The organism is Aeromonas sp. Y318-1 (assembly GCF_027706125.1).
Classification (GTDB): Bacteria; Pseudomonadota; Gammaproteobacteria; order Enterobacterales; family Aeromonadaceae; genus Aeromonas; species Aeromonas hydrophila.
In genome coordinates, this window is sequence record NZ_JAPDCM010000001.1 from 223195 (window position 1) to 242175 (window position 18981).

The following is an 18981-nucleotide window of genomic DNA, read 5'->3' on the forward strand; positions in this document are numbered from 1 at the left end:
AACCTTTGTAGCGAGATCTATAACCAGCGAGTCAGCCAGTTCATCAGATGGATGGTGGGATTGGAGAGCTGCCCCGGCTGGCAGGCCATCTTCAGTTCGACCAGCTGTTGCTCCGCTTCCAGCAGCTTCTCGCTGGAATGAAGCTCGGCCAGCTGCTGGCTGAGCGCCGTCAGATCCGGCATCGCCAGCTGATGATGGCCGCAACCGGCCTGCGTCTTGAGGGCATCGCACAAGAACAGCTGCAACCAGTGCAGCCTGACCTGGGTATCGCTCGCTAGCAGACCGCACACGTGGTTGGCCCGAGTCGGCGTCTGTGCCAGCGCGAGAAAACTCTCCAGCAGATCCCGGCGGGCACTGTCTTGCTGCTCTTCGATATAGCGCAGTACCCGCAGCGGTGCCCCCTGACAGATCCGTACCTGGGCCAGCGTGGCCTGATGACCCTGCCCGGCCAGCCAGCGCACCGTCTCACCTTCGGCAGGCAACTGGCAGACATGTTTGTGACAGCGACTGAGAATGGTCGGCAACAGGCGGGAAACCTGGGAGGCGATCAGCAACAGCAAGCTGTCGCCGGCAGGCTCTTCCAGGGTTTTGAGCAGGGCGTTGGCGGCCGACTCCGTCATGCGCTCCGCATCCGGGATGATCACCACCTTGCCGCGACCAAGCTGGGCCGAATTCTGCAGCCGTGAACAGATCTCGCGGATGGCCTCGACCCCGATGGTCTTGCTCTCCGTCGTCAGGGTGCCCAGATCCGGATGATGGCCCTTCTCAAACAGCTGGCAGGAGTGACATTGACCGCAGGGCTCACCCCGATCGGGCCGATAGCAAAGGTGCAAGCGCGCCAATTGTTCCGCAAGCTGCTCCTTGCCAAGGCCGGGATCACCGAGCAGCAACCAGGCGTGACCGAGTCGGCCAGCCGCGGCGGTCTGGCTCAAGGCATGCCAGTCCGGGATCAACCAGGGATACATGAGGGCTCATCTTTCAGATAGTGGGCCAGTGCAGCCTCGATGGCCGCCTTGACCTGCTCCGGCGCTTGGCCGGCATCGATCACCTTGATTGACTCATCGGCGGCAGCCAATTCCAGATAGCGCTGGCGGGTACGTTCGAAGAAGCTGAGCTGCTCGAGCTCGATCCGGTCCAGCTCACCGCGGTGGCGGGCCCGCTGCAGGCCGATGGCGGGATCGATGTCGAGATAGAGCGTCAGATCCGGTTTGAAGTCGCCGAGCACGGCCCGTTTGATGGCACCGATGAGATTGGCATCGATGCCACGGCCACCGCCCTGATAGGCCTGGGACGAGAGATCGTGGCGATCACCCACCACCCAGACACCGTCGGCCAGCGCCGGCTTGATGCGAGTCTCGACCAGCTGGACCCGGGAGGCGTACATCAGCAGCAGTTCGGCTTCGATGGTGAGGTGCTCGTCGTGCACCTCCTTGACGATGGCCCGCATCCGCTCGGCCAGCGGGGTACCGCCCGGCTCACGGGTACACTCGATCCGCACCACGCCGTGGCCATGCAGATAATCGGTCACATAACGTACCGCGGAGCTCTTCCCTGCTCCTTCCAGTCCTTCAATCACGATAAATTTAGACATTAGGGTTTCTTCAATATGTATTCGCGGACCGCCCGATTGTGTTCATCGAGGGTCTTGGAGAAGTAGTGGGCACCGCCCCCTTTGGCGACAAAATAGAGGTAGTCGGTCGATTTGGGGTTGAGCGCCGCCTCGATGGAAGCCTTGCCCGGCATGGCGATGGGCGTGGGCGGCAAGCCGTCGATCACATAGGTGTTGTAGGGGTTCACATCGGTCAGGTCGCTGCGGCGGATGTTGCCATCATACCTGTCCTTCACCCCGTAGATGACGGTGGGATCGGTCTGCAGCTTCATGCCAAGACGCAGGCGATTGACGAATACCGAGGCAATCTGGGCCCGCTCTTCCGGCTGACCGGTCTCTTTTTCGATGATCGAGGCCATGATCAGCGCCTCATAAGGGGTCTTGTAAGGCAGATTGGCCTGGCGCTTGTCCCAGCTCTGCTGCAGAAAGGCTCGCATGTCCTGATAGGCGCGACGCAGGATGGAAATATCGCTGGCATGAGTGGTATAGGCGTAGGTTTCCGGCAGGAACCACCCCTCCAGCTTGCCATTGTCGATGCCAAGCTCCTGGGCCAGATCCGCCTCGCTCTGCTCCACCGTCAACCGCTCCAGATAAGGGGCGCTGGCCAGCTGCTTCAGCCAATCCTCGAAACGGGATCCTTCGACGAAGGTCAGGCTGAAGTGAAACTCCTTGCCGGAGGCGAACAGGGAGAGAGTCTCCTTGAGCGGAGCCCCCTCCTTGATTTCATAGGTGCCGGATTTGATGGCAACCAGCTCGGGGTGACCGCGCAGCCAGAGCCGCACCGCCCAGGGGCTGGTTTCCCCCTCCCCCAGTTCGGCGATCAGGCGCGCCGCATGGGCCCCCTTCTCGACGGTAAAGAGGCGGGTCGGCCCCTTGTTGGTGAGCGTCTCCACCTGCTGCCATTTGTAATGTACATAGCCCCCGGCCACGGCGACTGTCAGCGCCGCGCCCGCGAGCAGGGTGTAAAGCCGATTAAACTTCAATGACCAAACGCTCCTGTAAACGGCGGATCAATACCGGACTGGCATATTGGGTCTCCCCGATGCCGGTCACCGGCACTATGCCCATCAGGGTATTGGTCAGCCATACCTCTTCGGCCTGCCACAGTGACTCCAGCGGAGCCTCCACGACACGCAGTTCAATGCTCATCTGTTTTAGCATCGCCATCACATGGCGCCGCATGATGCCGTCTATGCCGCAGTGGGTAAGATCCGGCGTAAACACCGTTCTGCCACGGCGCCAAAACAGATTGGCACTGACCCCTTCTACCAGAAATCCCCGGCTGTTCAAGACTATACCTTCGACTCCCGAACGCGCCGCAAGTTCGCTTTTCAGCAGCACCTGCTCCAGCCGATTGAGGGTCTTGAGGCCCGCCAGCATGGGGGCGTCGCCCAGTCGTTGCTGGCATACCAGCAGGGGAATGCCGGTTTGCTGCCACGCCGGGTAGTGAGCCGGATAAGCGGCCAGCGACAGGATCCGGGTTGGTGCATGGCAGGCGGTGCCATCATACCCCCGGCCACCGCTGCCTCGGGTCAACATCACCTTGATCACCGCCAACGTCTGGTCGCGAGCCATCCCGGCGACCTCGTCACCAAGCTGTTGCCAGTCCAGCTCGGCAAGGCCGAGTCTGGCGCTCGCTTGCTGCAGCCGTGCCAGGTGAGCCGGCCACCAAACGGGGCGACCATCCTTGACCAGCAAGGTGGTGAAATGGCCATCGCCATAAGCCAGGCCACGATCCATGGCGGAAACGCTGTCTGTCGGTATTCCATTGATCAGCAAAAGGATCCCTCCGATAAAAAAGGCCCGATACTGTCGTATCGGGCCCATACTATCCGCCCAGGGCGAATTATACGCGTTTGAAGATCAGTGAGCCATTGGTGCCACCAAAACCGAAGGAATTGGAGAGGGCATATTCGAAGTTGCCAGCCTTGGCAACATGAGGCACCAGGTCCAGATCACACTCATCATCCGGGTTGTCCAGGTTGATGGTGGGCGGCGCCATCTGATCGCGCAGCGCCAGTACCGTGATGATCGCCTCGATGGCGCCGGCGGCACCCAGCAGGTGACCGGTCATCGACTTGGTGGAGCTGATCATCAGGGATTTGGCATGCTCGCCAAACACCGCTTTCATGCCGCGCAGTTCGGCCACGTCACCCAGGGGGGTGGAAGTACCGTGGGCGTTGATGTAACCCACCTGCTCGGGGGCGATGCCGGCATCCTTGATGGCATTTTGCATGGCGCGGGCGCCACCGTTGCCGTCAGCGGGAGGCGCCGTCATGTGGTAGGCATCGCCACTCATGCCAAAACCGACCAGCTCGGCGTAGAGCTTGGCGCCGCGGGCCTTGGCGTGTTCGTACTCTTCCAGCACCAGCACCCCGGCGCCATCACCCAATACGAAACCGTCGCGATCTTTATCCCACGGACGGCTGGCCTTGGTCGGCTCGTCGTTGCGGTTGGAGAGCGCCTTGGCCGCCGCAAAACCGCCCATCCCCATCGGGGTGGAGGCTTTTTCGGCGCCGCCGGCCACCATCACGTCCGCATCGCCGTAGGCGATCATCCGGCCGGCCATGCCGATGGCATGGGTACCTGTGGTACAGGCGGTGGTCACGGCGATGTTCGGCCCTTGCAGACCCTTCATGATGGAGAGATGACCGGACACCATATTGATGATGGTGGACGGCACGAAGAAGGGGCTCAGCTTGCGGGGGCCGCCGTTGACCAGGCTGCTGTGGTTCTGTTCAATCAGACCCAGGCCGCCGATACCGGAACCGATCGCCACACCGACACGCTCGGCATTTGCCTCGTTGATGACGAGACCGGCATCATCCAGCGCCTGTATGCCTGCGGCGATACCGTACTGGATGAAGAGATCCATCTTGCGAGCTTCTTTGCGGTTGATACCGTACTGCTCGGGATCGAAATCCTTGACCTGGCCTGCGAAACGGGTCGCAAACTCGCTGGCATCAAAGTGTTCGATGGGAGAAATGCCGCTCTGCCCGTTGAGCAGGGCTTGCCAGCTGGATTCGGCAGTGTTGCCTACCGGGGAAAGCATCCCCAAGCCGGTCACCACGACTCTGCGTTTTGACACTGAGGTAGTCTCCGAGAGGTGTTTTGAAAAGGGGTAAACATAAAAGAAGCGGCCCTTGGGCCGCTTCTTTCAGAACAGGAACTTATTCCTGATTAGCGGTGATGTAGTCGATAGCCGCTTGAACAGTGGTGATCTTCTCGGCTTCTTCATCAGGAATTTCGGTATCGAATTCTTCTTCCAGCGCCATTACCAGTTCAACGGTATCCAAAGAGTCAGCGCCCAGGTCGTCGACGAAGGAGGCAGCGTTCTTAACGTCTTCTTCTTTAACACCCAGTTGTTCGATGATGATTTTCTTTACGCGTTCTTCGATGTTGCTCATGACCTGAATTTTCCTTTAAAAATACGCTATTGCGTCTGGTTGGGGTAGTTTATTCAATTGACGTGAGTTTGCAAGTGGCTTGCCGCTGGTCAAACCACGAAATTCGCCAAACTTCGGCGTACTATCGCAAATTTGAACAGATCTCACGACAAATTGATTACACCATGTACATCCCGCCATTAACATGCAGGGTTTCGCCAGTGATGTAGGCGGCATCATCCGATGCCAAGAATACCACAGCAGCGGCAATTTCTTTTGGATCGCCCAGACGAGCGGCAGGCACCTGGCTCATGATGCCGGCACGCTGCTCTTCATTGAGCGCCTTGGTCATATCGGTCTCGATGAAACCGGGGGCAACCGCGTTCACTGTGATACCACGGGAGGCCACTTCACGGGCCAGCGACTTGGTAAAACCAACCAGTCCCGCCTTGGCGGCCGCATAGTTGACCTGACCGGCATTGCCCATGGTACCGACCACGGAGCCGATGCTGATGATGCGGCCATTGCGCTTCTTCATCATGGCGCGCAGCACCGGTTTGCTCAGTCGATACAGGGAAGTGAGGTTGGTGTCGATGATCTCGTTCCACTCATCGTCCTTCATCCGCATCAGCAGGTTGTCACGGGTGATACCGGCGTTGTTGATCAGGATGTCGATGTCGCCAAAACGCGCCTTGATGGCGGCGAAGACGGCTTCGATGGATTCCTGGCTGGTCACGTTCAGTGCCATGCCACAACCCTGCTCACCCAGATAGGCGCTGATCGCCTCGGCGCCGCTCTCGCTGGTCGCCGTGCCGACTACTTTGGCGCCACGGGCCGCAAAAGTTTCGGCAATTGCACGGCCGATGCCACGACTGGCACCGGTCACCAACACAACCTTATCGGTAAAGCTCATTACTTGCTCCTGTTTACTTGATCTGGGCCAGCGCCTGCTCGAAAGAGGCGGCATCGTTGGCATGAATACCTTCCACGCGCTTGTCGATGCGCTTGGCGAGCCCGGTCAATACCTTGCCCGGTCCCATCTCGATCTCGAGGGTAACCCCCTCATTGGCCATCCGCTCGACAGTCTCGGTCCAACGAACCGGGCTGAACAGCTGACGCACCAGAGCCTGTTTGATGGCGGCCGGATCCTGTTCACAGGATACGTCGACATTATTGATGACAGCGATGGCAGGAACCTTGATCTCGATCCCGTCCAGCGCAGCTGCCAATTTTTCTGCGGCAGGTTTCATCAAGGCACAGTGAGAAGGCACGGAGACCGGCAGCGGCAGTGCACGCTTGGCGCCGGACTCTTTCATCAGCACGTTGGCACGCTCGACGGCCTCTTTGTGGCCGGCGATGACCACCTGGCCCGGAGAGTTGAAGTTAACCGGAGAGACCACCTGGCCTTGCGCCGCTTTTTCGCAGTTGGCGGCGATGGCGTCATTGTCCAGCCCGATGATGGCGGCCATGGCACCGGTGCCTTCCGGCACGGCTTCCTGCATGGCCAGACCACGCAGCTCGACCAGTTTGACCGCATCGGTAAAGGCCAGTGCACCGCTGCACACCAGAGCGGAGTACTCACCCAGGCTGTGGCCAGCCATCACGGCGGGGGTTGCCCCACCCTGCTGCTGCCACAGACGCCACAGCGCGACAGAGGCTGTCAGCAAAGCAGGCTGGGTGCGCCAGGTCTTGTTCAGATCGTCGGCCGGACCATCCATCACCAGGGCAAACAGGTCATAACCCAGCACCTGGCTCGCCTCGGCGAAGGTCTCCTTGATCACGGCATGTTGTTCGGCCAGCTCGGCCAGCATGCCGACGGTTTGGGAGCCCTGTCCCGGGAAGGCAATGGCAAATTGGGTCATCATTGATTCCTTTAGATAAGACAAAAATGAGAGCGGCAGGATGAGCCAGATTGCTCATCCCGACCACGATCAGAGGCGAACCAGCGCCGAGCCCCAGGCAAAACCACCGCCGAAGGCTTCCAGCAATACCAGCTGGCCCGGTTTGATCCGGCCGTCACGCACCCCTTCATCGAAGGCGATGGGCACGGAGGCGGCAGAGGTGTTGCCGTGCTTGTCGAGGGTCAGCACCACCTTGTCTAGCCCCATGCCAAGCTTCTTGGCGGTGGCGCTGATGATGCGGAAGTTGGCCTGATGAGGCACCAGCCAGTCCAGCTCGCTCGGCGCGATGCCGGCGGCGGCCAGGGTTTCGGTGACGATCTCGCTCAAACGGGTGACCGCCACCTTGAACACATCGTTGCCCTTCATGTACATGTAGGCTTCAAGCTCGGCCCCCGGCATACCGCGGCGCGGCTGCGGCAGCTTGAGCAGATCGCCGTAACGGCCATCCGCATGCAGATGGGTGGAGAGAATACCCGGCGTTTCGCTGGCGCCGATCACCACAGCCCCTGCCCCGTCACCAAAGAGGATGATGGTGCCGCGATCTTGCGGATCGCACATGCGTGACAGCACATCGGCCCCGACCACCAGTACGTGGCGGGCGGCACCGGATTTGACGAACTGATCGGCGATGGAGAGCGCGTAGGTAAAGCCGGCGCAGGCGGCGGCCACATCAAAGGCCGGGATCCCTTGCACCCCGAGCAGGCCCTGCAATTCACAGGCGGCGGCCGGGAAGGCGTTCTCGGCACTGGTGGTGGCCAACACTATCATGTCGAGATCGGCGGCGGTCAGGCCCGCCGCGTCCAGGGCGCGCAGAGCGGCCTGGTGAGACAGGGTGGCGACGGTTTCATCGGCACCGGCAATGCGACGTTCACGGATCCCGGTACGCTCCACAATCCACTCGTCGCTGGTTTCCACCATCTGTTCGAGATCGGCATTGGTACGTACCGAGTTCGGCAGATAACTGCCAGTACCCAAAATTTTGCTATGCATAGAGTTCTTATAGATCCCTGTCGGAAAAGACAGATTCAAGGCGATCTGCTATTTGCAATGGAAGTTGATGCTTGGCCTCTTGCGCGGCCAGCAGGATCGCGTTACACAGGGCGCGCCGTTCGGCCCGCCCGTGGCTTTTTACCACAATGCCGCGCAATCCTAACAGACTTGCACCGTTATACTGGTCGGGGTTCAGGTAAGAAAAACGCCGTTTGAACATAAATCCGGCGATACGACCAAGAAAACTGCGTTTTTTGCGGGGATATCCGGCCAGTTGGGCCATCATCCGCACGACCCCTTCCGCCGTCTTGAGGGCCACGTTGCCGACAAAACCGTCGCAGACGATCACGTCGTACTCGCCGCTGAAGATCCGGTCCCCTTCGACAAAACCGACGAAGTTGAGCGCCTGGCACTGGCGCAGCAGCTCAGCACTATGGCGTACCAGATCGTTGCCCTTGATCTCCTCCTCCCCCACGTTGAGCAGGGCCACCCTGGGAGTGGCAATGCCCTCCACCTTTTCAGCCACCACGGCGCCCATCACCGCAAATTGCAGCAGGGTGTCGGCATCGCAGCTGACGTTGGCGCCAAGATCCAGCATCACGGTACGTTTGCCGGAAAGGGTAGGCAACGCCTTGATGAGGGCGGGTCGGTCGACCCCGGGCAGGGATTTGAGCACGCACTTGGCCATGGCCATCAGCGCACCGGTATTGCCGGCGCTGACGCAGGCATCGGCCTCGCCAGCTTTCACCAGATTGAGGACGACCCGCATGGAGGAGTCTTTCAGGGTGCGCAGCGCCACGATCGGTTTGTCGCCCATGCCAACCACCTGGGATGCATGCACGAAACGAACGCGGGGATGATTCAGCAAGCCATGTTGCTGCAAAAGAGGAGTGGTCTGGTGTTGGTCACCGACCAGGATCAGTTTTAACTGGGGTAAAAGAGACAGTGCCTGCACGGCGGCAGGCACTGTTTCCGAGGGGCCAATATCTCCCCCCATGATGTCTAGCGCGACAGTTTGCGTAGACAAAGGCAATCCTTAAGCGATTACCTTTTTACCGCGGTAGAAACCATCGGCAGTCACGTGGTGACGACGATGGATTTCGCCACTGGTCTGATCAACAGTCAGGGCAGCGGTGGTCAGCGCATCGTGGGAACGACGCATGCCACGCTTGGCACGGGTTTTACGGTTCTGTTGTACGGCCATTGTAGGCTAACTCCTAAATTCACTTACGTTTAAGCTCTTCAAGAACTGCAAAGGGATTCGGCCGCTCATCAGCAGGTTCGATTTCACCCCAGGTCATCTCCATGTTACCGCGCGGGCAAGCATCCATGGGATGCATGGCCACCTGCGGCAACGAGAGGATGAGTTCATCCTCCAGGATTTGATGAAGATCCATCTCGCCGTTTTCGTCCAACTCAATGGGCTCATAAGCTTCCGGCAGTTCTTCCTCGTTTGTTCTCTCGAACAGCGGAGTGTAGATAAATTCAGCTTCACAGAGATGCTCGAATGTTTCTCCACAACGCTGGCAAACCAGGTCAACCTTGGCATGGGCAGTGCCTTTCATAACGGTCAACTTCTGGACATCTTTGCCAAAGTGCAGCGATACATCGATATCACTCTGCAAGCCTGCGGTTGATTCCTCCAGCCTGGGCATCTGCGACTTTTCCACTATCCCGACATAATCGAGCAGCTTCGAGGCACTACGGACTGGATCAACCTTTACGGGCAACTTCACCTTTTGCATAGGGCGCGAATATTATAGGTCCAACAACTGATAGTCAAAGGAAAAAGTCCTTACCGCCGATGATTTTAACCTCACAACCCCCGCACATGGCGGAACTTGCGCTCACCGGTGGCTGATTATGCCATAAACCAACGGATCCGACACCGGATCCTGGCCGCATTTGCGTTGACGGCGGGGATCCGGCTCACTCCTTGACAGCAGCATTTCACGGCGCAGGTGGCTCAACCACTCCCCTGCTCCAACGGGGTTCATGGATGGCTGCCGCACAGCCCAACCTGACGCCCCTGCCGCATGCGGGCGCAAGGGCAAGGTTCGGGCGGGATGGCCTCCATCAGACGGCGGATGGCCCGAAAACTGTCCAGCGCGGCCTGGGCTGCGATGGGGTTGATGAGCCAGCCAGGCAGGTTGTCACCCGGGTTGGTATAGGTTTCGAGGCGTATCAGGGTGGTGCCGTTGAGTTGCGGCACCGCCTCCCAGCGTCCTTCACTGGTGCGGATCCGCACCCGACCGGGATAAGGCGGCAGAGCATCAGGGGCGGCCCATACCGTCAGCACCAGAGCACAATTTGGCAGGCGTTGCAGGCGGGAGTGGGTGATAAGCTCCCGCTCCTGTACCGGCCAGGGCGCAGAGAGCCGGGTATAGACCAGATCTTCATCGGGTGCCGGCTTGGCCAGTACTCTTACCTCCAGGCTCTGAGGCAACCACTCCTGATGGCGGGCGGTATCACGCAGTACGGCCAGCAGCGCCGAGGGCGGAGCGGCCACGTTCATCTCCAGGCGCAAAGCCAGAAAGGCGCCGGGAGGATGAGCCCGGCTCCACAGCAGTATGCCCGCCTCCCCCGCCTGCAGGTGCCAGCCCTGTGCCCAGGCCGGCATACAGAGCAACCATAACAGCCATATCCCGACTCTCATCATCCATGACCCCGCCTTGCCCATTCCTATGCTTATAGCCGTTTTTCTGGCCCTGCGAGGTAGAGGTCAGGGTTAACCTGCGCCAGCGGTCCCGATATGCTGGTGGTAGAGCCGTTTGATCCCGTCGCGCAGCCACAGCACCTTGGTGTTGTGGTTGTTGCGCTTGTGCCAGAGCAGGATGAAGGCGATGTCGAGTTGCCGGTAGAGGGCTTCATCCAGCGGCAGCGGCAAGGAGATCAGATTGTCATGGTGCTGGCGGGCATAGCTGGCGCAATAGGAGGGCACCACCGCGATCAGTTCGTGGTCAGACTGGGCTGCGATATGCAGCGCCTGCTCGAAGCTGGAGACCCGGATCGGCACCTGCCGGCTGAGCCCCTCATCATCCAGCAGGCTGTCGAGCGCCCAGGCATCGCTCGCCTCCCACACCACGCTGACATGGGGATAGGCGAGAAAGTTGTCGAGGTTCCAGGTGCGGGCCAGCAGCGGATGATCCTTGCGCAAAAACACCATGGGCCTGTCTTCGAACAACACCTCGTGATCGATGTAATAGGGCAGCCGATTGACCCTGGCCAGCGAGCTGGGGTGGGTTTCCCTCGCACAGAAGCCGAGATCGGCATCGCCATTGATGATGTCGTTGAGGGAGTGATGGTCCCAGTTCATGATCCGGATGGTCGATTTGCGATAGGTTTCATAAATCACCATAGGCAGATCATTGAGAAAGCTGATGTAAAAGGGCGATTCCAGCACCAGCCTGAACGCGGTCCCCGCCGGAATGGCATTGCCGCAGAGAGAGGCGATGTTGCCCGATAGCTGGAACCACTCCTTGAGCTCTTCCTCCAGGGTGAGCGACAGATTGGTGGGCTCCAACCCCCGCTGAGTGCGAAGGAACAGCGGGTCGTCGAACCAGTCGCGCAGCCGCGCCAGCGCCTTGCTGACGGTAGGCGCCGTGACATTGAGTTTCTTGGCAGCCTTGGTGACACTGCGCTCTTGCAGCAACAGCCGAAATACCACCAACAAATTGAGATCGAGGTCGATCAAGGGACGCATGCTCAGGGATTCTCCATGACCGGGGCGCCGTGGGCGGGGCTATCGAAGGCCGGTCCCAGGGCGCGAAAGAGCAGATAGAGTAACACGGCGCCGAACAGGGCACAGGCAAGCAGCGTGCTGGGGGTAAAGCCAAGCCACCCCATCAGCCAGATATAGCCGGCGCTCACGGTTATCTGGGCAAGACAGAGGGTGGCGCTGGCGAGCGCTATCTGATGACGGCAACTGGCCAGCGCCTCGCCCATGGCGATGCCGAAGCTCGCGGAAAAACCGATGCAGATGAAGGCAAAGCCCGCCAGCAGCAGCCACAGGCCCCAGGAGCTCTCAAGATGAGAGGCCAGGATCAGCAGCAGCGCCAACCCCAACCCACCGTGGGCCAGTGCGAGCAGGCTGTGCTTGTGGAGCCGGCGCAGCAACCAGGGGGCAAGGAAGGAGGTAATCATGCTGATCATCGCCATGATCATCATGATGCGGGCATACTCTACGGTTGCCAGCCCCCTCTGGGTCATCAGGATCATCGGCGAAGTGCTGACATAGGTCAGAATGCAGGTCATGCCGGCACTGCTCAACCCACACATCCAGAGGAACTGCGGCGCTCGCAAGAAGGCAAAGCGGGCTGCTGACGCACGCGAGGATGGCTCAGGGTGCGCCGGCAGGCTCTCTTTCAGCCCCAGCAGGTTGATCAGCAGCACCACACCGCCGAGCAGCGCCATGGCCTGAAAGATGGCAGGCCATGGAAAGCCGGTCAGGATGAGATAGCCGAGCAGCGGCGCCAGCACGGGGATCACGCAGATGACCCCATTGATGGCCGACAGCACGGCCGCCAGCCGGGCCGGTGGCAACACGTCTCGCAGCACGGTAAAGGTCATGATGTAGAGCGCGCCGGCCCCTGCCCCCTGACCCACCCGTGCCAGCAGAAACTGCGCAGTGTCGTCGGCGCTGCCGGCCAGTAGCGACGCCAGCATAAACAAGCCGGCCCCGCTCAGGATCACCGGCCTGCGGCCGTGGCGATCCGCCAGCAGGCCGGCCAGCGGGACGGTCGCGGCCATGCCGAGTAGATAGAGGGAAAACGCGGTGTGCAGTTGAGCCTCGCTGGCCTGAAGGCTGGCACCTATGTTGGGCAACGCCACCAGATAGAGATCGATCCCCACCGGGTAGAGCGTGATCATCAAAAAACAGCAGAGCATGTAACGGCCCATGGGACTCCTCAGCGAATGGGTAGCATCGACGGAGCACTATAACGTCAGGCCGGATGAATAAGCCGATAGCGGTGTTTTCCAATCTCGACATGCTGGAAAAGAGAATGGCAGCGACATTTGCCCTCGCCGCACGGGGGCGATACCATCCACGCCTGCCCGTTTCTGAACCTGGATACCTGATTGCCATGTCGCGTCCCCTGATCCTCGCTTCCACCTCCCGTTACCGCAAAGCCCTGCTGGAAAAGCTGGGCCTCCCCTTTGAGTGCGCCGCGCCAAATGTCGATGAATCCGTGCTGCCCGGTGAAGATGCACAGACGCTGGTGGCACGGCTGGCCCATGCCAAGGCCCGTGCCATCGCCGACCAGCATGATCAGGGGCTGATCATCGGCTCGGATCAGGTGTGCGTCTGCGATGGCCGGATCCTGGGCAAGCCGGGAACGGTCGAGCGAGCGGTGGCCCAGCTGATGGCGGCCCAGGGGCGCAGCGTCACCTTTTATACCGGCCTGTGCGTGCTGGACACCGCGTCTGGCCGCGCCGAACAGCTGATAGAACCCTTCACCGTTCACTTTCGCCAGCTGGGTGAGGCGGCCATTCGCCGCTATGTAGAAGCTGAACAGCCCCTCGACTGTGCCGGCAGCTTCAAGTGTGAAGGCATGGGGATCGTGCTGTTCAAGGCCTTGGAAGGCCGCGATCCCAATGCGCTGATCGGCCTGCCGCTGATCGGCCTGATCGAGCTGCTGGCCCGCCACGGTATTGCCCTGCCCTGATGGGAGCGGCATGCCAGCCACGAAAAACGGGAGCCTTGGCTCCCGTTTTTCGTTTATTCATCTGTCATATCGCAAGGCTAATCCAGCAACCGCTGGAGCTCCGCCATGGTATCGACCACCGCCAGCGGATGGTGGGCCAGCAAGCGCGCACGGTCGTGCACGCCCCAGCTCACCCCGATCCGCGGCATGGCCAGCGCCTCGGCCATCGCCATGTCGTGGATGGAATCGCCGATCATCACCGCCTGGTGCGGGGCAATGCCCAGCTCATCCAGAATTTGCGTCAGCATCAGGGGATCGGGCTTTGAGTTGGCCTCGTCCGCCCCGCGCGTGGCAACAAAGAGCGGCCGCAACCCGGTTTCATCCAGTACCCTGTCCAATCCACTCCGGGACTTGCCGGTGGCGACCGCCAGGGCCACGCCTTGTTCATGCCAATGCTGCAACAGCTCCCTTGTACCGGCAAACAACGGGCTGGGTGTGCTGTCATGCACGTAATGGTGGCGATAACGGGCGATCAGGGCGTTGGCTCGTTCACTCCCCTGCTCCAGGGAAAACAGCCGGGGGATACCGACCTCCAGACTGAGACCGATGATCTGGTGCGTCTCGACGGCGGTGGGCACGGGCTCACCACAGTCGCCCGCCGCGTGCGCCACACAGGCAACAATCCGGCCCACCGAGTCCATCAGGGTACCGTCCCAGTCGAAGATGGCGAGCCGGATGGTCTGCATCAGCGGGCCAACTTGTTCAGGAAGTCGTCGAGTTCGGGGGCCAGCGGTGCTTCCACCTGCATCTCGCGACCATCGGCCGGATGGATGAAGCTCAGCTTCCAGGCATGCAAAAACAGTCGTTTCAGCCCCTGACTGCGCATTTTATCGTCAAATGCGGCTTCTCCATACTTGTCATCACAGGCGATGGGGTGACCCGCATGCTGGGTATGCACCCGGATCTGATGGGTACGACCGGTGATCGGGCTGCACTCCACCAGGGTGGCCTCGGCAAACTGACGGGCAATCCGGAAACGCGTTTCCGAGGGCTTGCCATCGCTGCTGACCCGCACTACCCGCTCGCCGGATTGCAGGTCATTTTTACGCAGCGGTGCATTGACCACCTTGACGTGAGGCTGCCACTGGCCACGCACCAGCGCCAGGTACTGCTTGCGCATGGTCTTGACCCGCAGCTGCTCATGCAGGCTGCGCAGGGCGCTGCGCTTCTTGGCAACCAGCAGTACGCCGGAGGTGTCGCGATCGAGCCGATGCACCAGTTCGAGGAAACGGGCTTCCGGGCGCAGGGCGCGCAGCCCTTCAATCACGCCAAAGCTAAGGCCGCTGCCGCCGTGTACCGCCATGCCGGACGGCTTGTTCAGCACTATCATGGCGTCATCTTCAAACAGGATCTGGCTCTCCAGACGCTGGATGCTGCCAAGATTGGCCGAGGGCAGTTCGTTCTTTTCGGCAACCCGCACGGGGGGGACCCGTACCTCGTCGCCAGTGCAGAGTTTGTATTCCGGTTTGATGCGCTTTTTGTTGACGCGCACTTCCCCTTTGCGAAGGATGCGATAGATCAGGCTCTTGGGGACGCCCTTTAGCTGAGTCTTGAGAAAATTGTCGATGCGCTGCCCTTCATGCTCAGCTTCGATGGTGAGCAGCTGCACTTGTTGATGTATCTGTGTCATGGCGCGGATTTTAACACTGCCGGCGGCCCTTGGCTGCATGCTTTGTTGAAAAATGGCGCCTTGCTATAAAAGTGGTTTAAATGGGATAATAAACAAGGTTTTGTCATTGTGTTCAAGCCTTGTACTAAGTGGCCAAAATTTATGCCACCCAATCCCGAAACACCGTGTATACAAGAACATGACGGTTCCCGGGTGCGAGGTACAGCGCATGGAGAACGCAAACAGAACCGCTAATTTGTCTCCACACCGGTATCCTTTTCATGCCTTCTCGAGAAGGCTGGACCAGAGTGCCCTTAGTTTGCGCCTCATGCATACCCCAACCGGGAGGTTGCCCCAGTATGCTGAAGACCCGAGGCCGGCGCCGGCAGGATCCTGTGGAGGAAATCAAAATGACAAAATAACGAGAACTCAATGAAAAGAATGCTAATCAACGCGACTCAGGAAGAAGAGTTGCGCGTAGCGCTGGTTGACGGACAACAGCTCTACGATCTGGATATTGAAAGTCCGGGACACGAGCAGAAAAAAGCGAACATTTACAAGGGCAAGATCACCCGCGTAGAACCCAGTCTTGAAGCTGCTTTTGTCGACTATGGCGCCGAGCGCCATGGTTTCCTGCCGTTAAAGGAAATCGCCCGCAATTACTTCCCCTCCGGTTACTCCTATCAGGGTCGTCCCAACATCAAAGAAGTGGTCCGCGAAGGCCAGGAAGTGATCGTCCAGATCGACAAGGAAGAGCGTGGCACCAAGGGTGCAGCCCTCACCACCTTTATCAGTCTGGCCGGCAGCTACCTGGTACTGATGCCGAACAATCCTCGCGCCGGTGGTATCTCCCGCCGTATCGAAGGTGATGAACGGACTGAACTGAAAGAAGCCCTGAGCGGCCTGACCGTGCCGGACGGCATGGGCCTCATCGTGCGTACCGCCGGTGTGGGTAAATCTCCGGAAGAGCTGGAATGGGATCTGAACGTTCTGCTCAACCACTGGGATTCCATCCACAAGGCGTCACAGAGCCGCTCCGCGCCGGTGCTGATCCATCAGGAAAGCAACGTCATCGTGCGTGCCATCCGTGACTACCTGCGTCGCGATGTCGGCGAGATCCTGATCGACAACCCGGTCATCTTCGAGCGTGCCAAGGCGCATATCGAGCTGGTTCGTCCCGATTTCCTCAATCGCGTGAAGCTGTACAAGGGTGAAGTTGCCCTGTTCAACCACTTCCAGATCGAGAGCCAGATCGAGTCGGCCTTCCAGCGTGAAGTGCGTCTGCCCTCCGGCGGCAGCATCGTCATCGATCCGACCGAAGCGTTGACCTCCATCGATATCAACTCCTCCCGCGCCACCAAGGGCGGCGATATCGAAGAGACTGCGCTGCAAACCAACCTGGAAGCGGCCGACGAAATTGCCCGTCAATTGCGTCTGCGCGACCTGGGTGGCCTGATCGTCATCGACTTCATCGACATGACCCCGGTTCGTCATCAGCGCGAAGTGGAAAACCGTCTGCGTGAAGCGGTGCATCAGGACCGTGCTCGCATCCAGCTGGGCCGGATCTCCCGTTTCGGTCTGCTGGAGATGTCTCGCCAGCGTCTGCGCCCCTCCCTCAACGAGTCCAGCAGCCATATCTGCCCTCGTTGCCAGGGTCAGGGGGTGATCCGTGACAACGAATCACTGGCGCTGTCCATCCTGCGTCTCATCGAAGAAGAGGCCATGAAGGACAACACCGAGCAGGTTCACGGTCAGGTACCGGTCGACGTTGCTGCCTATCTGCTCAACGAGAAACGTGCCTCCATCGCCAGCCTGGAACAGCGCAATGATGTGCGTGTCTACATCATTCCGAACCAGCACCTGGAAACCCCGCACTACGAAGTGACCCGCATCCGTCAGAACGAGATCCCGGAAGCGGCCAGCTACGAGCTGAAAACCGAGATTGCCAAGCCGGTCTACCAGCCGAAGCAGGCTCAGGTGATCGAGCGCGAACAACCGCTGTTGCAAGGTTTTGTCCAGGCGCCCCAGCCGGCCCCCGCCGCGCCGGCCCCGGTCGTGGCACCTGCTGCACCGGCCGCGCCCGAAGCCGGTCTGTTTGGCAAACTGTTCAAGGCCATTTCCGGCTTGTTCGGTTCCGACACCGCCCCTGCCGACGTGAAGGCCCCTGCCGACAAACCGGCAGCCCAGCGCGAAGCACGCAAGGATGAAGGTCATCGTCATCAACGCGATGAAACCCGCAGCCGTGGTCAGCGTGGTCGTCGTGATGACAACCGTGGTAACCGCAGCCCTGCCGATACCGCAGAGAAGCGGGAAGCGGGTGCCAACCGTGAAGGCGGTGAAAGCCGCAACCGTCGTCCCCGCAAAGAGCGTGAGCCGCGCCAGGAGCGTGAAGCTCGTGGCGAAGTGCGTGAACAGCGCATGGAACGTGAACCTCGCGAGGCTCGTGAGCCGCGTCAGGAACGCGAACCCCGCACCCCGCGCCCTGCTCGTGAACCCCGTGCTCCGCGTGAACCTCGCGCCGAAGTGGTCGTTGACGCGGTAGAAACCGTCGATACCACCATGGTCAACGACGAGCCGCGTCTGGAAAAAGAGCAGAAAGTGGCTGAGCGTCGCGAACGCCGTCAACTGCGCAAGCAGATCCGGGTCGATGTCCCGGCCAGCGACGTTGCCGCCCTGCCCGCCGATGCTCCGGTTGTTGCCGAAGAGGCCTCCGACGCAGTAGAGCAGCACGATGAGCAGGCCGAAGGCCAGCGTCGTTCCCGCCGTACGCCGCGCAATCAGCGTATCGAAGGCCAACGTCGCAAGCGCATCAATGAAGATGCCCGCAGCCAGCGTGAAGATGAAGAGCAGTCTGCCGAAGGCACTACCCCTACCCTGACTGCAGCTGCCCAGGCAGATGCCGCCCAGGTGAAAGTGGAAGAGCCGGCAGTCCCTGTCATCACCATCCCCAGTGCTGAAGCGGTTGCCGCCGCCCTGCAGGCCTCTGCTGCGCTGACCGAGCATGTCGTGCCTGAAGCCGTTGTGGCCGAGGCTCACGAGCAGGCTGAAGTCGTGGCTGCAGAGCCAGTGGTAACCGAAGCGGTAGTTGCTGAAGAAGCCCAGGTAGCGGTTGTCAACGAGCCAGTGGTTGCAGAAGTTGCTGCCCCGGTCATTGCGGAAGCCGTTGCGGTCGAGGCTCCGGCCATTGAAACTGCCGTGGTTGAAGCGGCACCTGCTGCTCCAGCAGTTGAAGAAGCGGCTCCGGCAGTGGTTGTAGCCGAGGTTGCCCCTCTGGTGGTTGAACAGCCAGCTGCGGTCGCTGAACCTGTCATCGCTGACGAGGCTCCGGTAGCCGCTGCCGTAGCAGCCCCTGTGGCCAAGCAAGTCAAACGTGGTGGTGGCCTGCTGGCCGGTGCCCGCAAGGCCTCTGCACCGATGGCTACACCGGCTGCTGCCCCGGCCCTGCCGGTACGTGAGCCGGTTGATCATGCGCCGCTGGTGCGCAGTGAAGTGGCAAGCTCAGGTCGCCATGGCGGCAGCACCGCTGCCGTCAACGTTGCAACCAGCCCGGCCGGTCGTCCTTGATGACTCGCTAGTCTGACAAAAAGAGCCACACATTGTGTGGCTCTTTTTTATGTGCGGCATAGCACCGTCAGCTCGTCTCGGTTACCCGTCCCTTTACTGCGTCACAACTTGCCCTCTGGTACTTAGTACCAAGTCTCTCCCATCATATTGAATAACCACAGCCATTGGCTCGCTGCGGCTCAATCCACACTCCTTGTTTTGTCTTACTGCTGCTGCG

19 protein-coding genes are annotated in these 18981 nt (G+C 60.2%); 2 read left to right on the forward strand and 17 right to left on the reverse strand.

The features are described from left to right. Positions 1-17: 17 nt before the first annotated feature. The 15 genes from holB to OKB87_RS01040 all read right to left on the reverse strand — a co-directional run bounded on the left by holB (position 18) and on the right by OKB87_RS01040 (position 12785). Positions 18-965 (reverse strand): DNA polymerase III subunit delta', encoded by a 948-nt coding sequence (gene holB, locus OKB87_RS00970; protein ID WP_270826154.1) that lies wholly within the window; start codon positions 963-965, stop codon positions 18-20. After that, positions 950-1591: a dTMP kinase gene (gene tmk / locus OKB87_RS00975; RefSeq protein WP_270826155.1), complete on the reverse strand. Its 642-nt coding sequence runs from the start codon at positions 1589-1591 to the stop codon at positions 950-952. Before tmk ends, holB begins: the two co-directional genes overlap by 16 nt. Continuing rightward, positions 1591-2592: an endolytic transglycosylase MltG gene (mltG, locus tag OKB87_RS00980; RefSeq protein WP_016350715.1), complete on the reverse strand. Its 1002-nt coding sequence runs from the start codon at positions 2590-2592 to the stop codon at positions 1591-1593. The genes tmk and mltG overlap by 1 nt, the downstream gene beginning before the upstream one ends. Next, positions 2582-3436, reverse strand: a complete 855-nt coding sequence (gene pabC / locus OKB87_RS00985) for an aminodeoxychorismate lyase (protein WP_017408414.1) — start codon at positions 3434-3436, stop codon at positions 2582-2584. Before pabC ends, mltG begins: the two co-directional genes overlap by 11 nt. Positions 3437-3455: 19 nt before the next feature. Next, a complete protein-coding gene (gene fabF / locus OKB87_RS00990) occupies positions 3456-4697 on the reverse strand; it encodes a beta-ketoacyl-ACP synthase II (RefSeq protein WP_039215818.1) in 1242 nt (413 codons plus the stop codon). Between the two features lie 82 nt (positions 4698-4779). Further along, complete coding sequence (acpP, locus tag OKB87_RS00995; RefSeq protein WP_005300909.1) at positions 4780-5016, reverse strand: acyl carrier protein; 237 nt, start codon at positions 5014-5016, stop codon at positions 4780-4782. Between the two features lie 157 nt (positions 5017-5173). Beyond that, positions 5174-5908: a 3-oxoacyl-ACP reductase FabG gene (fabG, locus tag OKB87_RS01000; protein ID WP_005300916.1), complete on the reverse strand. Its 735-nt coding sequence runs from the start codon at positions 5906-5908 to the stop codon at positions 5174-5176. Between the two features lie 13 nt (positions 5909-5921). Continuing rightward, positions 5922-6857: an ACP S-malonyltransferase gene (fabD, locus tag OKB87_RS01005; RefSeq protein WP_024944762.1), complete on the reverse strand. Its 936-nt coding sequence runs from the start codon at positions 6855-6857 to the stop codon at positions 5922-5924. Positions 6858-6926: 69 nt separating this feature from the next. Beyond that, a complete protein-coding gene (locus OKB87_RS01010; RefSeq protein ID WP_201886118.1) occupies positions 6927-7886 on the reverse strand; it encodes a beta-ketoacyl-ACP synthase III in 960 nt (319 codons plus the stop codon). A gap of 7 nt (positions 7887-7893) precedes the next feature. Next, positions 7894-8913 carry a phosphate acyltransferase PlsX gene (gene plsX / locus OKB87_RS01015; protein ID WP_043119023.1) on the reverse strand — a complete coding sequence of 340 codons (1020 nt, stop codon included), beginning with the start codon at positions 8911-8913 and terminating at the stop codon, positions 7894-7896. Between the two features lie 9 nt (positions 8914-8922). Further along, complete coding sequence (rpmF, locus tag OKB87_RS01020; RefSeq protein ID WP_005300935.1) at positions 8923-9090, reverse strand: 50S ribosomal protein L32; 168 nt, start codon at positions 9088-9090, stop codon at positions 8923-8925. A 19-nt stretch (positions 9091-9109) separates the two neighbouring features. Continuing rightward, on the reverse strand, positions 9110-9631 hold the full coding sequence (gene yceD / locus OKB87_RS01025) for a 23S rRNA accumulation protein YceD (RefSeq protein ID WP_011706102.1): 522 nt from the start codon (positions 9629-9631) through the stop codon (positions 9110-9112). A gap of 248 nt (positions 9632-9879) precedes the next feature. After that, complete coding sequence (locus OKB87_RS01030; RefSeq protein WP_270826156.1) at positions 9880-10545, reverse strand: START domain-containing protein; 666 nt, start codon at positions 10543-10545, stop codon at positions 9880-9882. A 69-nt stretch (positions 10546-10614) separates the two neighbouring features. Next, positions 10615-11589, reverse strand: a complete 975-nt coding sequence (gene yidZ / locus OKB87_RS01035; RefSeq protein WP_270826157.1) for an HTH-type transcriptional regulator YidZ — start codon at positions 11587-11589, stop codon at positions 10615-10617. Positions 11590-11591: 2 nt separating this feature from the next. Then, on the reverse strand, positions 11592-12785 hold the full coding sequence (locus OKB87_RS01040; protein WP_270826158.1) for an MFS transporter: 1194 nt from the start codon (positions 12783-12785) through the stop codon (positions 11592-11594). 185 nt (positions 12786-12970) lie between these two features. Between OKB87_RS01040 and OKB87_RS01045 the strand changes: the two genes are divergently transcribed. Beyond that, the gene (locus OKB87_RS01045) at positions 12971-13552 is read left to right on the forward strand and encodes a Maf family protein (RefSeq protein ID WP_270826159.1); all 582 of its coding nucleotides are present in this window, start codon (positions 12971-12973) and stop codon (positions 13550-13552) included. Positions 13553-13629: 77 nt separating this feature from the next. On the opposite strand, the gene OKB87_RS01050 is transcribed toward OKB87_RS01045, so the two are convergent. Continuing rightward, entirely contained in the window at positions 13630-14277 is a 648-nt protein-coding gene (locus OKB87_RS01050; RefSeq protein WP_270826160.1) for an HAD family hydrolase, read from the reverse strand. Further along, positions 14277-15221, reverse strand: coding sequence for a 23S rRNA pseudouridine(955/2504/2580) synthase RluC (gene rluC, locus OKB87_RS01055; RefSeq protein ID WP_201356046.1), 945 nt, complete (start codon positions 15219-15221; stop codon positions 14277-14279). The genes OKB87_RS01050 and rluC overlap by 1 nt, the downstream gene beginning before the upstream one ends. A gap of 411 nt (positions 15222-15632) precedes the next feature. On the opposite strand from rluC, the gene rne reads away from it, so the two are divergent. Next, entirely contained in the window at positions 15633-18764 is a 3132-nt protein-coding gene (gene rne, locus OKB87_RS01060) for a ribonuclease E (protein WP_270826161.1), read from the forward strand. Positions 18765-18981: the final 217 nt, after the last annotated feature.

Bases quoted from the DNA above. Each gene is read 5' to 3' on its own strand.
- holB (WP_270826154.1), bottom strand. From the start codon at position 965: ATGTATCCCTGGTTGATCCCGGACTGGCATGCCTTGAGCCAGACCGCC.
- tmk (WP_270826155.1), bottom strand. From the start codon at position 1,591: ATGTCTAAATTTATCGTGATTGAAGGACTGGAAGGAGCAGGGAAGAGC.
- pabC (WP_017408414.1), bottom strand. From the start codon at position 3,436: ATGGGCCCGATACGACAGTATCGGGCCTTTTTTATCGGAGGGATCCTT.
- acpP (WP_005300909.1), bottom strand. From the start codon at position 5,016: ATGAGCAACATCGAAGAACGCGTAAAGAAAATCATCATCGAACAACTG.
- fabG (WP_005300916.1), bottom strand. From the start codon at position 5,908: ATGAGCTTTACCGATAAGGTTGTGTTGGTGACCGGTGCCAGTCGTGGC.
- fabD (WP_024944762.1), bottom strand. From the start codon at position 6,857: ATGACCCAATTTGCCATTGCCTTCCCGGGACAGGGCTCCCAAACCGTC.
- OKB87_RS01010 (WP_201886118.1), bottom strand. From the start codon at position 7,886: ATGCATAGCAAAATTTTGGGTACTGGCAGTTATCTGCCGAACTCGGTA.
- rpmF (WP_005300935.1), bottom strand. From the start codon at position 9,090: ATGGCCGTACAACAGAACCGTAAAACCCGTGCCAAGCGTGGCATGCGT.
- yceD (WP_011706102.1), bottom strand. From the start codon at position 9,631: ATGCAAAAGGTGAAGTTGCCCGTAAAGGTTGATCCAGTCCGTAGTGCC.
- OKB87_RS01030 (WP_270826156.1), bottom strand. From the start codon at position 10,545: ATGATGAGAGTCGGGATATGGCTGTTATGGTTGCTCTGTATGCCGGCC.
- yidZ (WP_270826157.1), bottom strand. From the start codon at position 11,589: ATGCGTCCCTTGATCGACCTCGATCTCAATTTGTTGGTGGTATTTCGG.
- OKB87_RS01040 (WP_270826158.1), bottom strand. From the start codon at position 12,785: ATGGGCCGTTACATGCTCTGCTGTTTTTTGATGATCACGCTCTACCCG.
- OKB87_RS01045 (WP_270826159.1), top strand. From the start codon at position 12,971: ATGTCGCGTCCCCTGATCCTCGCTTCCACCTCCCGTTACCGCAAAGCC.
- OKB87_RS01050 (WP_270826160.1), bottom strand. From the start codon at position 14,277: ATGCAGACCATCCGGCTCGCCATCTTCGACTGGGACGGTACCCTGATG.
- rluC (WP_201356046.1), bottom strand. From the start codon at position 15,221: ATGACACAGATACATCAACAAGTGCAGCTGCTCACCATCGAAGCTGAG.
- rne (WP_270826161.1), top strand. From the start codon at position 15,633: ATGAAAAGAATGCTAATCAACGCGACTCAGGAAGAAGAGTTGCGCGTA.